Source organism: Oceanobacter kriegii DSM 6294 (assembly GCF_000422845.1).
Classification (GTDB): Bacteria; Pseudomonadota; Gammaproteobacteria; order Pseudomonadales; family Oceanobacteraceae; genus Oceanobacter; species Oceanobacter kriegii.
The window spans coordinates 174,126-187,388 of record NZ_KE383931.1; the positions used below are offsets into that span (position 1 = coordinate 174,126).

Annotated in this window: 14 protein-coding genes and 1 tRNA gene; 2 read left to right on the forward strand and 13 right to left on the reverse strand. The window is 55.1% G+C overall.

Features of this window, described 5'->3' with window-relative positions:
* Positions 1-2 precede the first annotated feature (2 nt).
* The 13 genes from G516_RS0114125 to clpB all read right to left on the reverse strand — a co-directional run bounded on the left by G516_RS0114125 (position 3) and on the right by clpB (position 10,877).
* Positions 3-78 (reverse strand) — tRNA-Lys (locus G516_RS0114125).
* 59 nt (positions 79-137) lie between these two features.
* A complete protein-coding gene (gene ybgF, locus G516_RS24020; protein ID WP_051219445.1) occupies positions 138-929 on the reverse strand; it encodes a tol-pal system protein YbgF in 792 nt (263 codons plus the stop codon).
* Between the two features lie 3 nt (positions 930-932).
* Positions 933-1,508, reverse strand: a complete 576-nt coding sequence (pal, locus tag G516_RS0114135; RefSeq protein WP_028294190.1) for a peptidoglycan-associated lipoprotein Pal — start codon at positions 1,506-1,508, stop codon at positions 933-935.
* A gap of 35 nt (positions 1,509-1,543) precedes the next feature.
* Complete coding sequence (gene tolB, locus G516_RS0114140; RefSeq protein ID WP_028294191.1) at positions 1,544-2,824, reverse strand: Tol-Pal system beta propeller repeat protein TolB; 1,281 nt, start codon at positions 2,822-2,824, stop codon at positions 1,544-1,546.
* Positions 2,818-3,717 (reverse strand): cell envelope integrity protein TolA, encoded by a 900-nt coding sequence (gene tolA, locus G516_RS0114145; protein ID WP_169449542.1) that lies wholly within the window; start codon positions 3,715-3,717, stop codon positions 2,818-2,820. Before tolA ends, tolB begins: the two co-directional genes overlap by 7 nt.
* Positions 3,707-4,162: a protein TolR gene (gene tolR / locus G516_RS0114150; protein ID WP_028294193.1), complete on the reverse strand. Its 456-nt coding sequence runs from the start codon at positions 4,160-4,162 to the stop codon at positions 3,707-3,709. The genes tolA and tolR overlap by 11 nt, the downstream gene beginning before the upstream one ends.
* Before the next feature lies 1 nt (position 4,163).
* Positions 4,164-4,871 (reverse strand): protein TolQ, encoded by a 708-nt coding sequence (gene tolQ / locus G516_RS0114155; protein WP_028294194.1) that lies wholly within the window; start codon positions 4,869-4,871, stop codon positions 4,164-4,166.
* 26 nt (positions 4,872-4,897) lie between these two features.
* Positions 4,898-5,308: a tol-pal system-associated acyl-CoA thioesterase gene (ybgC, locus tag G516_RS0114160; RefSeq protein ID WP_036536657.1), complete on the reverse strand. Its 411-nt coding sequence runs from the start codon at positions 5,306-5,308 to the stop codon at positions 4,898-4,900.
* Positions 5,305-6,327 carry a Holliday junction branch migration DNA helicase RuvB gene (gene ruvB, locus G516_RS0114165; RefSeq protein WP_028294196.1) on the reverse strand — a complete coding sequence of 341 codons (1,023 nt, stop codon included), beginning with the start codon at positions 6,325-6,327 and terminating at the stop codon, positions 5,305-5,307. Before ruvB ends, ybgC begins: the two co-directional genes overlap by 4 nt.
* Positions 6,324-6,935 carry a Holliday junction branch migration protein RuvA gene (gene ruvA / locus G516_RS0114170; protein WP_028294197.1) on the reverse strand — a complete coding sequence of 204 codons (612 nt, stop codon included), beginning with the start codon at positions 6,933-6,935 and terminating at the stop codon, positions 6,324-6,326. The genes ruvB and ruvA overlap by 4 nt, the downstream gene beginning before the upstream one ends.
* Positions 6,936-7,003: 68 nt before the next feature.
* Complete coding sequence (ruvC, locus tag G516_RS0114175; RefSeq protein WP_028294198.1) at positions 7,004-7,546, reverse strand: crossover junction endodeoxyribonuclease RuvC; 543 nt, start codon at positions 7,544-7,546, stop codon at positions 7,004-7,006.
* Positions 7,543-7,998, reverse strand: coding sequence for a protease complex subunit PrcB family protein (locus G516_RS0114180; RefSeq protein ID WP_028294199.1), 456 nt, complete (start codon positions 7,996-7,998; stop codon positions 7,543-7,545). The genes ruvC and G516_RS0114180 overlap by 4 nt, the downstream gene beginning before the upstream one ends.
* 278 nt (positions 7,999-8,276) lie before the next feature.
* Positions 8,277-10,877, reverse strand: a complete 2,601-nt coding sequence (clpB, locus tag G516_RS0114185; RefSeq protein WP_028294200.1) for an ATP-dependent chaperone ClpB — start codon at positions 10,875-10,877, stop codon at positions 8,277-8,279.
* Between the two features lie 345 nt (positions 10,878-11,222).
* Between clpB and G516_RS22630 the strand changes: the two genes are divergently transcribed.
* Entirely contained in the window at positions 11,223-12,122 is a 900-nt protein-coding gene (locus G516_RS22630; RefSeq protein WP_051219446.1) for a DMT family transporter, read from the forward strand.
* Positions 12,123-12,317: 195 nt separating this feature from the next.
* Complete coding sequence (locus tag G516_RS22635) at positions 12,318-13,235, forward strand: LysR family transcriptional regulator (RefSeq protein ID WP_036536661.1); 918 nt, start codon at positions 12,318-12,320, stop codon at positions 13,233-13,235.
* Positions 13,236-13,263: the final 28 nt, after the last annotated feature.

Consider the following 13,263-nt stretch of genomic DNA (forward strand, 5'->3'; position numbering starts at 1 on the left):
AGTGGTGGGTCGTGCTGGATTCGAACCAGCGACCAATTGGTTAAAAGCCAACTGCTCTACCAACTGAGCTAACGACCCGAAGGAGGCGCATATACTACTGATCTTTTTCCGCTTGGCAACCCTTTTTGTTAAAAAAATTAAGGGTTTACGGAAATTTTCTTCAAATAGGTCTCGGCCAGCCTCACAGTGCCTTGTGAACTACCCTTGTAGGTATCGATCACTTTCTGCAACCACTGACGTGCTTCCGCATCCTTACCACTGCGATGCAAGGTCACCGCATATTTGTAGGAAGCATCTGCCGCTTTGCTGTGGTCCGGGTACTGATCCACTACCTGACGGAAATTGGTCAGTGCTGCCGGGTAATCCCCACGCACCAGCGAAATTTCGCCATTCCAGTAGTAGGCGTTGGCAACCAGATTGCTGTCAGGATGGTTATGGACGAATTCATCAAACGCCGCATTGGCCTTTTCGAATTCCTTATCCTTAACCAACTGCATTGCCGCGGCATACGCCTCCTGAGGCGTCTGTCCGGCCGTAGCAGACGGAGTAGCAGCTACCGGGGCGGCCACTTGCTTGTCGGCTTCGTTGGTCAGAAACACGATTCGACGATCAAGATCGAGATAGCGGTTATCACTGTCCTGTCGCAGTTCGCGCAATTCATTGCCTTGCTGATCCAGCTGCTCACGCAGCATCGACAATTCCTGCTGCATCTGTTCGATTTGCATCAGCAACTCGTTCACCAGCGAGGGATCGGCAGATTCAGAAGACGTATCGGCGACGACAGGGGTTTGAGAGTTCGCCAGAACTGGCGCGGTGTCAGAGGAGGAGGCGGGAGCAACGCTGGGCGCTGCTCCAACCGAAACCCACTCCTCCGCCGTGGCGCTGAAAGACGACACCAACAGCGCACAGAGGACAAAATGGGCTTTCATAAATTAACGGCTCTGGTATTTGATCTCTACGCGACGGTTCTTGGCGTAGCTGGATTCGTTGTGACCCATAACCGCTGGACGCTCTTCACCGAAGCTAACCACTTCCAGCTGGGAAGCGCTTGCACCGTTGGCCAGCAGGTAGCGACGTACCGCCATACCACGACGCTCACCCAGAGCCAGGTTGTATTCTACTGTGCCACGCTCATCAGCATGACCTTCCAGAACAACGCGAGCGCTGCTGTGAGACTTCAGGTACGCAGCGTGAGCCATCAGAGCAGCCTTGCTGTCGCTCTTGATGGTGGACTGGTCGAAGTCAAAGTAGAAAACAGTTTGCTCCATCAGAGCCGCTTCAGCCTGAGACATTTCAGACTTCAGGGATTCACCGCTTACAGCAGAGGTGTCTACTGCGGTGGTGCCGTTGCTGCTGGCAGAACCGTTGGTAGTTTTGGTCTGGCTTTGTGCAGAAGCAGTGGTGTTGCTTGCTTCGCCTTCGTTAACTTCGCCAGTGCTTGAACATGCAGTCACCAGCAGTGCGCCCAGAGTCAAACCCAACGCTTTGTACAATGCATTCTTTTGCATAACTGTTTTCCCACTCCACTCAATGGTTTTACTTTTTAAAAAATTGGTGACCACGCAGGCTCTCTGACGTCACCGTACTTGGACGGCAGGCGGAATTTAACATCTCCATCCACCGATACTGCCGCCAAGATGCTGCGATCAGCTTCACTGGCTGCGTAAATTACCATACTTCCGTTAGGTGCAACACTGGGCGACTCGTCGAGATCGGTGTCGCTGGTGAGCACCTGAACCATACCGGTTCTGAGATCCTGTGACGCAATATGGAAGCTCTCTCCACTGCGGTGCACATAAATCAACTTGCGACCATCATCCGTGACCCGGGCCCTGGCATTATAATTACCCTCGTATGTCATCCGTTTGACCGCTTTATTACTGGTATCCAGCTGATAAATCTGCGGTCCGCCAGCACGACTTGAGGTGAACACCAGGTGGCGATTGTCGGCCATCCATTGCGGCTCGGTATCAATCGCGTAGTGATTGGTAAGACGTTCCGTCTTACGGGTGTTCAAGTCAAGGACATAAATGTCCGGATTGCCCAAATAAGAGTGCACAAACGCCAATTTGGTCCCATCTGGCGAAAATGCCGGTGCACTGGTTGAGCCTTTCATCTTCAGAACCAACTCACGCTTACCGGTTGCCAGCTCCTGGAAGTAAATCGCCGTACGGCCGGTTTCAAACGACACATAGGCTACTTTCTTGCCATCCGGAGCCCAGGCCGGCGAAATGATCGGCTGATCGGACGAGAAGATCAGCTGCTCGCGGGCGCCATCGGCATCGGCATAGTTCAGGTTAAAGCGCGTACGATCACGATTGGTGGTGACGTACACCAGCTTGGTCGAGAACACCCCCGGAATACCGGTCAACTTCTTGAACACAAAGTCGCTGATATAATGAGCAATATCCCGCAACTGAGTTCCCTTGCCTTTCACTCGATGGCGAAGCAGTTCCACTTTCTGGTGTACATCCATCACGTGAAATTCCACCGCATAGCCATCACCGTCGCGGCTGATATTGCCCACCACCACGAAATCCTGGCGCAAATTGCTCCATTCCGAATAGACCACTTCGTCCGCCGTGGCCGGTTTGGTAATCATGTTGCTTTCCGGCATCACCCGGAAGTAACCGGAACCACCGAGATCATTGGCAACAATACCGCTGACGTCTTCTGGCAAGGCATCCGGCCCTGCCCAGGCAAAAGGCACCACAGCCACCGGAATGGCCGACTGCTTTCCCTGGGTGACTTCAATCACCAACTCCGCTCTGGCAGCCAATGCCACCACCATCAGGGCAACAAACCCTAACCATCGAGTTACCACGTTGCATTCTCCGGTCTGAAGTTAATCGTGAAGGTTCTGAAATTACTTTCAAACACCTTGATATCCTTGGGCACTGGCAGCGGTGAGGCTTTCATAACCGCTTGCTCCACCGAACGGTCCAGTGCCGAGTTGCCGCTGCCCTTCACCACCGTCACGGCAATGACTTCACCCGTAGGCACCAGGTTAATCCGGACCGTCACTTGTTGGTCCGGCTCGACTCCGGGCGGGTACTGCCAGCTGCGTTCAATCTTGTCGCGTAATTGCGCGGTGTAACTGATGACCGCTTCTTCACGCTCCTTGGCCAAACGCTCTGCGGCTTCTCGTTCCCGGAGCTCTTGCTCCGCCTGCTCTGCCGCCATACGCTCAAGCATTTGCTGCTCTTCTTTCAGCTGACGTTCAAGCGCGGCCTGCTGCTGTTTCTTGCGCTCGGCGGCGGCTTTTTCTTCCGCCAGTTTTTTCTGGCGGGCCTGCTCGGCCGCTTCTTTGGCTTTTTGTTCCTGGGCCTTCTGCTCCCGGGCTTTTTGTTCTTTTGCCCGTTGCGCCTGGGCGGCCTTTTCCCGGGCAGCCTGCTCAGCCTGTTTCTTTTTCAGCGCCTCGGCTTCGCGTTTCTTGCGGGCCGCTTGCTCCTGGGCCTTACGCTTCTGCTCCGCCAACTGCTGCTGACGCTTGCGCTCAGCCTGCTGTTTTTGGATTTCCTGCTTCTTGCGCTCAGCAGCGGCACGGTTTTCTTCCTGCACCACGGTAGCCACAATGTGTTTTGGCACAGGCTGCGGCAGCTGTGGCTCGTCGGCTGGCCATTGAAACCAGAACACCAACCCCACCAGCACGTGCAGCACCACAGCGGCAAACACCGCTGGGGTATAGGATGACGGTGCAAACAGCTTATTTTTCACGACCACCATCCGGGTCCGGCGCTTCGGTAATCAATCCCACGTTCTGCATGCCAGCGCTTTGCAAGCCGCCCAGCAACGCCACCACTCGACCGTATGGCACCTGTTCGTCGCCACGCACCATTACCCGGGTGCTTTCAACCTGTGCCTTGACCTTGCTGATGTAGTCCTGAACTTGCGCCAGCGACATCGACTTGGTGTTGCCTTCTTCACGCTCGATGAAATATTCCCCGGCGCTGGTCACAGACACAATCAGGGTGTTGTCGTCGGGCTCAATTTCCGTCGGCGCCGATTGCACCTGCGGCAAATCCACCGGCACGCTTTGCACCAGCATGGGTGCCGTCACCATGAAAATAATCAGCAGCACCAACATAACGTCAATGTAGGGAACCACATTGATCTCGGCCATTGGCCGACGCTTGGCAACCGGATATTGCATCGGTTCCATATCAGTTGGCTCCTGAGGTTGGCTTGGCCCCCTGCTTCAAACGCAACGCCTGACGGTACAGCAGCGAGGAGAATTCATCCGCGAAGGTGTGCATACCGGTCGACAGCTGATCCACGCGAGTGGCAAAGCGGTTGTAGAAAATAACCGCTGGAATGGCCGCCAAAAGACCCATAGCCGTTGCCACCAGCGCTTCCGAAATACCCGGCGCCACAGTCGCAATGGTGGCTTGTTTAACCGCCGCCAAACCATGGAAAGAGTGCATGATGCCCCACACCGTACCAAACAGACCGACGTACGGACTGGTAGAGCCAATCGTTGCCAGCATCGGCAGGTGCTGCTCCAGCGCTTCGGTTTCACGGGTAATGGCAATGCGCATGGCACGCTGACAGCTGGCAATAACAGCATCCGGATCGGAGGCGCTTTGCTGACGCATCTTGCCGAATTCTTTCAAACCGGCCATGAACACATTCTCGATCGAGCTGGTCTCTTCCTTGGCCTGACATTCACGGTACAGCTCGTTGAGGTCATCGCCAGACCAGAACCGATCCTCGAAGTCGTGCAGTTCTGCCTTACTGGCCGACAGCAAGCGGCTACGTTGGACAATCACCACCCAGCTGCCAACCGAGGCTGCCAGCAACAACAACATCACCAGCTGCACCACAATGCTGGCTTCGGCGATCAAACCAAAAATGGAAAGGGACTCGTTCACTACAGCTCCTGATTCTCTCGGTCGGGTTACTTACCCTGAATGTTTTCCAAAATCTGTTTCGGGATGGCCATGGCCTTACCGGCAGTGGACATACAGGCGATGGTAACGCCCGCGTCTACCAACAATTCCGGTTGACCCGATTCTGCCATGCGAGTGACCTGATGTCGGATACCCAGCCTCGCCTTGCCGATACTATCGACCTGAACCGACACATTGAGTTCATCATCAAGACGGGCCGGCTTGCGATATTTGGCCTCCACCGAGGTAACCACAAACAGAATGCCCTGCTCTCGCAAAAGCTCCTGACTGATGCCCATCGCCCGCAGCCATTCGGTGCGAGCGCGCTCGGTGTATCGCAAATAATTGGCGTAATACACGATGCCGCCAGCGTCGGTATCTTCAATGTAGATACGTACTGGCCAATCAAATTGTGTCATTCGGATACTCCAAACCGGTCTGGCAGGTCGAGTCCAAAGTGCAGATACGCCAACTTGGTGGCCGTGCGGCCACGCGGCGTACGGGTGATGTAGCCTTGCTGCATCAGATAGGGTTCCAACACATCTTCAATGGTATCGCGCTCTTCACCAATACTGGCCGCCAACGCATCCACGCCGACCGGGCCGCCATCGTACTTTTCCATCAGTGTCAGCAACAACCGACGGTCCATATGATCAAACCCCTGGGAATCGACATTAAGCATGTTCAACGCCAAATCGGAGCACTGCTTGTCGACCTGACCATTGCCTTTCACCTGAGCGTAATCCCGCACCCGTCGCAACAAGCGGTTGGCAATACGCGGCGTGCCACGGGAACGGCGGGCAATTTCCGTCGCACCGTGATCGTCCACTTCCAGGCCCAACAGGCGTCCGGAACGGGAGACAATGTGCGACAGGTCGTCAACGTTATAAAACTCCAGACGCTGAACGATGCCAAAACGGTCCCGCAGTGGCGAGGTCAACAAACCTGCCCGGGTCGTCGCGCCAACCAGGGTAAACGGTGGCAGATCAATCTTGATCGAACGGGCGGCAGGGCCGTCACCGACCATGATGTCCAGCTGGTAATCTTCCATCGCCGGATACAACACTTCTTCCACCGCCGGGTTAAGGCGATGAATCTCGTCGATAAATAGTACGTCGCCAGATTCAAGGTTGGTCAGCAAGGCCGCCAGATCACCGGCTTTTTCAAGCACAGGCCCTGACGTTGACTTGATCGACGCGCCCATTTCCTCGGCAATGATGTTGGCCAGCGTGGTTTTACCCAGGCCCGGCGGACCAAACACCAACGTATGGTCCAATGCTTCGTTACGGGCGCGAGCAGCACCAATAAAGATTTCCATTTGCTCCCGCACCGCGGGCTGACCGATGTAGTCAGCCAGCTGCTTGGGACGAATGGCGCGGTCCTGATGGTCTTCCGACGGCGTACTGATCGGACTGATGAAGCGATCTGTTTCTATCATGCGTTACCCAAACTGTTGCGAAGCGCCAGACGAATCAGGTCTTCCGAGCTGTCGGCCTGGCCGGCAACCTTGTTCAGCATTTTGGCGGCTTCAGTTGGCTTATAGCCCAGCGCTACCAGCGCCGATTCAGCGTCTTGCAGCATGGAGTCGGCAGACGCCTGCTCTTGTTGGTCGACGGCGTCCCATAATGGGCCAGCGGACTGCCATTCTTTCAGGCGGTCACGCATCTCAACAATCAAACGCTCAGCGGTTTTTTTGCCGACCCCTGGCAACTTGGTCAGTGCCGTAACGTCTTCGGCGTGCACACAGCTGGCAAACGCGTTGACGTCCATACCGGACAAAATAGCCAGTGCCAGCTTTGGTCCGACACCACTGACCTTGATCAGGGTGCGAAACAACGTGCGTTGGCTTTTGTCACTGAAACCATAAAGCTGATGGGCGTCTTCGCGGATGGCGAGGTGGGTGTAGAGGATTACCGGATCACCGATTCGGCCAAGGACGGCAAAGGTGGAAATCGGGGCCTGAATTTCGTAGCCCACACCGTTAACGTCCAATAAAAGTTCAGGAGCAGATTTTTCCAGCAGAATGCCCTGCAAGCGGCCGATCATAGCGAGTTTACCTGTTTGTAAAGCGGCCTAGCGTAGCAGCAAAGGGAGCGCCAGCTCAACAGATTCGGCTAGCTCGACGGGGGCACAAAACTGCGCATGGAACGGGAGCGTCGGCCAGATGTACGGCCGGAGGTAATGGCCAGATTATTGACCATAAAAGCGTGACACAAGGCAATCGCCAACGCATCGGCGGCATCCGCCTGCGGCTTGCCTGGCAGCTTGAGCAAGCTTTGCACCATGTGCTGGATTTGGCTTTTGTCGGCGCCACCCATACCAGTCACCGCCTGTTTGATCGCACGAGGCGCGTATTCAAAGACCGGCAGTCCCTTTTGGGCAGCAACCAACAGTGCAACACCACGAGCCTGCCCCAACTTCAGGGCAGAATCGGCGTTTTTACCCATAAAAGCCCGTTCAATGGCGTATTGATCCGGTTGCACCTGATCAATCAGCGACGAGATCGAGCTATGAATGATATTGAGCCGATCCGGGATCTCACCCTCACCGCAGCGAATGCAGCCACTGGTCAGGTATTCCGTTTTCTGGCCAATCACACGAATCACCCCGAATCCCGTCAAGCGGGAGCCGGGGTCGATGCCAAGAATAATGCTCAAGAATCACCGCTGACGCGGTTATAGCCAGAGTGGTAGAAATCCCACTCCTGGCCACTGCTGTCGTCCACCACATGCAGATGGCCCCAGGTATCAGGCAGTGAGACGCGCAAACACGGATAAGTCAGCACTTGCGGCACCATCATGCCGGGCTCTGGCGCAGCCTCGCGAAAATGCAGCGTTACCGAAGCCCCGGTTACGGTCGATTCGGTCACCATCACGTTGTAACCGGCGGTTGGACGACGACCCAGTGCGATACGCACGCGGCTTTCTTCGTCCTGGATATACACACCGGCCTTGCCGTAACAACGCAGTTCAGATTCTTGCACCAGTCGCACAGCCTGTGGCTGCTCAACAGGGGCTGCGGATACATCAGAGGTAGAGGTGGTTGCGCAGCCGGTTGTGGCTGCCAATACGGCGATCAGTGCCGAAGAGGCCCAAAAGCGATTCATCATCGATCAATTCCAAATAGATTCCATTCAGTGTGGCACAGCATGCTAGCTCATTTATTGATGGGAGCAATGATACTTGCAGCCACTATTCTGACTTAAAACACCCGCGGCGTACGCAAATACAGTCACCTGCCGTTCAGAAAACAGACTTTCCAGATAGGAATCTATCGCATTTAAACGCAAAAGCCCCGCTAAGGCGGGGCTATATTGGACACAAATAACAACACTATCAATAGCGTATTCAAGACGGCGGTGAACCGCCGTCATCTCAGGATTTAACCTTACTGACTGCGAAACACCAATCGGGCCTTGCCACTTTCGTCCTCGGCAACATCGCCCAGGATGACGTCACCCGGCATAAACTTGCCAGACAAAATATCCTGCGCCAGCGGGTTTTCAATCCACTGCTGTATCGCCCGTTTAAGAGGACGTGCCCCAAATACCGGGTCGTAGCCAATGTCCACCAGCCGAGTGAACGCAGCATCCGTCAGTTCCAGCGTCAGCTCCCTCTCCATCAAGCGGCCTCGCAACAACTGCAACTGGATATCGGCAATGCCACGAATCTGGTCTTTCAACAGTGGATGGAACACCACCGCTTCGTCAATCCGGTTGATGAATTCAGGGCGGAAGTGCCCACCAACAATTTCCATCACGGCGTCGCGCATCTGCTCGTATGGTTCGTCTTTATACAGGGTCTGGATGACATCCGAGCCCAGGTTCGACGTCATCACCAACACGGTGTTTTTAAAGTCGACCTTGCGGCCCTGACCGTCGGTCAGCTGACCATCATCTAACACCTGCAAGAGAATGTTAAAAACATCCGGGTGCGCTTTTTCGACCTCATCCAACAAAATCACCGAATACGGTTTACGGCGTACGGCTTCGGTCAGGTAACCGCCCTCTTCGTAACCGACATAACCCGGAGGCGCACCAATCAGGCGAGCCACCGAATGCTTCTCCATGTATTCGGACATATCAATCCGCACCATGGCGTCCTTGCTGTCGAACAGGAAAGTCGCCAACGCTTTGCACAGCTCGGTCTTACCCACGCCAGTAGGGCCTAGGAACAGGAACGAGCCGTTCGGGCGATTCGGATCAGACAGCCCCGCTCGACTGCGACGTACCGCATTGGATACCGCCTGAATGGCCTGGTCCTGACCAACCACCGAGTCGTGTAGAACCTCTTCCATTTTCAGCAGTTTTTCGCGCTCGCCTTCCAGCATTTTGGTCACTGGCACACCGGTCCAACGCGATACCACTTCGGCAATTTCGTCTTCGGTCACCTTGTTACGCAGCAGGGTGAACTCCTGAGTGCCTGTCGCTTCGGCCTCGTTGGCGTTGGCCAACTGCTTTTCCAGTTCCGGGATTTTGCCGTACTGCAATTCGGACATGCGCGACAGATCACCACTGCGGCGCGCGGCATCCAGTTCCAGCTTGGCTTGCTCCAGTTCTTCCTTGGCTTTGCTGGCACCTTCCAGCAGGGCTTTTTCGTGCTTCCAGACTTCTTCCAGCTCGACGTAGGCACGACCCGCCTTGTTAATCTCTTCGTTCAGACCACTCAAACGCGCCTTGGCTGCGTCGTCTTTTTCTTTCTTCAGCGCTTCACGTTCAATCTTCAACTGAATCAAACGACGCTCAAGACGATCCATTTCCTGTGGCTTGGAATCGATTTCCATACGAATCACCGAGGCCGACTCATCGATCAGGTCGATGGCCTTGTCCGGCAAGCGGCGATCGGTAATGTAGCGCTGTGACAGTTTGGCCGCTGCAATGATGGCGCTGTCGGTAATCTGCACGCCGTGGTGCACTTCGTAACGTTCTTTCAGGCCACGCAAGATAGCGATGGAGTCTTCCACGGATGGCTCGTCCACCAGCACTTTCTGGAAACGACGTTCCAGCGCGGCGTCTTTTTCAATGAACTCGCGATATTCATCCAGCGTCGTAGCTCCCACGCAGTGCAGTTCGCCACGGGCCAACGCCGGTTTGAGCATGTTACCCGCATCCATGGAACCTTCTCCCTTGCCAGCGCCAACCATGGTGTGCAGCTCATCAATAAAGAGCACAATGCGGCCTTCTTCTTTGGATACGTCTTTCAGTACGGCTTTCAGACGCTCCTCAAACTCACCGCGGTATTTGGCCCCGGCAACCAGTGCGCCCATATCCAGTGACAAGATACGTTTGTTCTTCAGCGTATCCGGTACTTCACCATTCACAATGCGCTGAGCCAGACCTTCCACCACCGCGGTTTTACCCACGCCTGGCGGGCCGATCAGCACCGGGTTGTTTTTGGTACGGCGCTGCAACACCTGGACGGTGCGGCGAATTTCTTCATCACGGCCAATCACCGGATCGAGCTTGCCCGCTTCCGCGCGCTCGGTCAGGTCGATACAGAATTTTTCCAGTGCCTGACGGCTGTCTTCGGCATTGGCGTCTTTCACAGTTTCACCACCACGCATATCCTTGATTGCTTTTTCTGCAGCTTCGGCAGTCAGGCCGACGTCTTTCAGCGCCTTGCCGACTGCGCCGCGATCTTCCAGCGCCACCAGCAAGAACACTTCGCTGGACACATACTGGTCGTGCATCTGCTGGGCTTTCTTCTCCGTCAGGTTCAGCAGTCGGCCCAACTCCGGAGAAATCTGAATCTGGCCATCCGGTGCGCTGACCTTGGGCTGGTCGCTCAGTATTGCTTGCAGACGCTGCTCGAATTGCGGCACGTGCACACCACCACGGCGCAGCACGTCTTTTACCGAGCTATTGGCTTGCTGCAGCAGTGCCAACAGCAAGTGCACAGTGTCAATTTGATTGTGGTCTTGTCCCAGTGCCAGACTCTGGCTTTCAGCCAGGGCGTTTTGCATACTGGTTGTCAAACGATCCATACGCATACGAAAAATCTCCAACGTAATGACTGCAGACTTTGTTACACAACACGCTACCGCTGCAGTTCTTTGTGATGATCCTTATCTGGAGTCAACTTGAGCATAATTCAAGTCCATCACGTTAAAATTTAAAATCATTAATAGATAATCGCAGCACACCCGACGGTTCACATCCGATATACTCTGCTGTCTTCATGCCACTATCACCATCAACCAGCAGCCGCTATCAACCAGCAGCTTCATGCAGCGTCTCCCGTAGGCACGTACAGGAGTGCAGCGAACCGAGAAAACAACGGTCATCAAACCGTTAAATAGTGGCTATCTTCCATTTTTAAAGACCCGGATTCGTTCTTGTCCCAGGATATCAAACGCGGTGCTCTGTTCTTGCTGGCTGGCGAAGCCTTGCTGGCCATCATGGGCGCTATCATCAAGTCCCTGTCAGACGACCTGTCCACCGAGCAGGTTGTCTTCTTTCGTAATTTGTTTGGTCTTCTGGTACTGATGCCACTGCTGCTTCGCAGTGGCCCGCAAATGCTCAAGACCAGCCAGTGGCATTGGCACCTGATGCGCGGCATCGTTGGCCTCAGCGCCATGTACTGCTACTTCTGGGCATTGGGTAACATGCCGCTGACCGAGGCATTTCTGGTCAAGCTGTCGAGTCCCTTTTTTATGCCGTTGATCGCGCTGTGGTGGCTGAAAGAGCCCGCCGGCAAGTATAGCTGGCTGGCACTGCTGGTCGGTTTTGCCGGTGTCTTCGTCATTCTGCGCCCGGGCGGCGACAGTGCCTTGACCCAGGCCGCGCTGGTCGGCTTGCTGGGGGCCTTTTTGGCCGCACTCGCCAAGGTCACCATTCGCCGGATGTCCGCCACCGAGCCGAGCCAACGCATCGTGTTCTATTTTGGCGTTGTCGCCACGCTGGTTTCCTTCCCGGCGGCGCTACTCAACTGGCAGCCAGTGCCAAGCTCCGCCTGGTGGGTCATCGTTGCCATGGGTGGAGTGGCCACTGCTGGTCAATTAGCCATGACCAAAGCCTATCGCATCGCTCCTACCGGCAAGGTCGGCGTATACGTATACAGCGCAGTGGTGTACGGCGCCTTGATGGGCTGGCTGTTCTGGGATGAAATCCCGACCTGGGCCACCGTCGCGGGGGCCGCCTTGATTGTGCTGGCCGGGTTGATCAACCTGAAATCCCCCAAGGCCGCCAAGGCAAAACCGGATGGCCATGTTCAAAACGGTCCGCCAACGGCCTGACCAAAAGGCGGCATGAAATCAGTGAGGGGCAATAAAGGAGCGACCGTCGCCCCCAAACCGGTAATTTCCTGTCAAAGATGTTATTTATCGAGCCACTTGCAAGAATCAGGAACTAATAGAGCTGATTATTTCCTTTCATTTAACTATAATTTCGGCAAGCTCGATGACTTACACAAACGATGGCCGCCTAGCCCTATGTCCAGAATAGACACTCTGCAAACCTTTGTTTCCGTGGTGCGTGCACGCAACTTCACTTCTGCTGCTGACGCACTTGGCGTCACGCCGTCCGCTGTCAGCAAGCAGATCAGCGGCCTCGAAGAACGTTTGGGTGTACGCCTGCTGAATCGCACCACTCGTTCGGTGAGTCCCACAGAAGCGGGTCAGATGTTCTATCAGCACTGCGAGAACATCCTCGAATCCATTTCCGAGGCAGAAAAGCTGGTCACGGATTTCGACGTTACTCCGCGCGGTCGCTTGCGCATCACGGCCATGTCTAATTTCGGTCGCCGCGAGCTGGCGCGCATGTTCAATGATTTTTCAGAAAAGTACCCGGACATCAGCTTCGACCTGCACATTTCTGATCGACCACTGGATATCGTCAAGGAAGGCTACGACTTCGCCCTGCGCATTGGCACGCTGGAAGATTCCCGCCTGATCGCCAAGCCGGTCGCCCGTCAGAACATTGTGATTTGTGCCTCCCCTCAGTACCTGAAAAGCTGGGGCACACCGACGTCGCTGGAAGACCTTAACAAGCACCGCATTCTGATGGTCACCAATGCGGAATTTGCCCGTATCAACTGGCTGCGTCAGTTTGAGAAAGACCATGGCTTCACCCTGTCCAGCGTCGAGCGAAAACTGTCGGTCAACGACATCGATTTGGTCTACGAAGCATGCTTGGCGGGCATGGGCATCACAGCCATCCCGACCTACATTGCCGACCACCACTTGCAAACCGGCGAACTGGTACGCCTGTTCAGTGATGTTGAAATTCCGGTTCGCACCATCAAGGTGGTATTCCCGCAAAACCGCTATCTGGCGACCAAAAGCCGCGCCTTCCTCGACTTCATTACCGAGTACTTCGACGACCTCGGCATCAGCTCTGAAGAAGCCTGAGTTTTTTAACAGGACGGCGACTGAGCAT

What these genes read in the sequence shown, in the direction of transcription:
- G516_RS22635 (WP_036536661.1), top strand. Translation starts at nt 12,318, where the DNA reads ATGTCCAGAATAGACACTCTGCAAACCTTTGTTTCCGTGGTGCGTGCA.
- ruvA (WP_028294197.1), bottom strand. Translation starts at nt 6,935, where the DNA reads ATGATCGGCCGCTTGCAGGGCATTCTGCTGGAAAAATCTGCTCCTGAA.
- ybgF (WP_051219445.1), bottom strand. Translation starts at nt 929, where the DNA reads ATGAAAGCCCATTTTGTCCTCTGTGCGCTGTTGGTGTCGTCTTTCAGC.
- pal (WP_028294190.1), bottom strand. Translation starts at nt 1,508, where the DNA reads ATGCAAAAGAATGCATTGTACAAAGCGTTGGGTTTGACTCTGGGCGCA.
- ybgC (WP_036536657.1), bottom strand. Translation starts at nt 5,308, where the DNA reads ATGACACAATTTGATTGGCCAGTACGTATCTACATTGAAGATACCGAC.
- G516_RS0114180 (WP_028294199.1), bottom strand. Translation starts at nt 7,998, where the DNA reads ATGATGAATCGCTTTTGGGCCTCTTCGGCACTGATCGCCGTATTGGCA.
- tolR (WP_028294193.1), bottom strand. Translation starts at nt 4,162, where the DNA reads ATGGAACCGATGCAATATCCGGTTGCCAAGCGTCGGCCAATGGCCGAG.
- clpB (WP_028294200.1), bottom strand. Translation starts at nt 10,877, where the DNA reads ATGCGTATGGATCGTTTGACAACCAGTATGCAAAACGCCCTGGCTGAA.
- ruvB (WP_028294196.1), bottom strand. Translation starts at nt 6,327, where the DNA reads ATGATAGAAACAGATCGCTTCATCAGTCCGATCAGTACGCCGTCGGAA.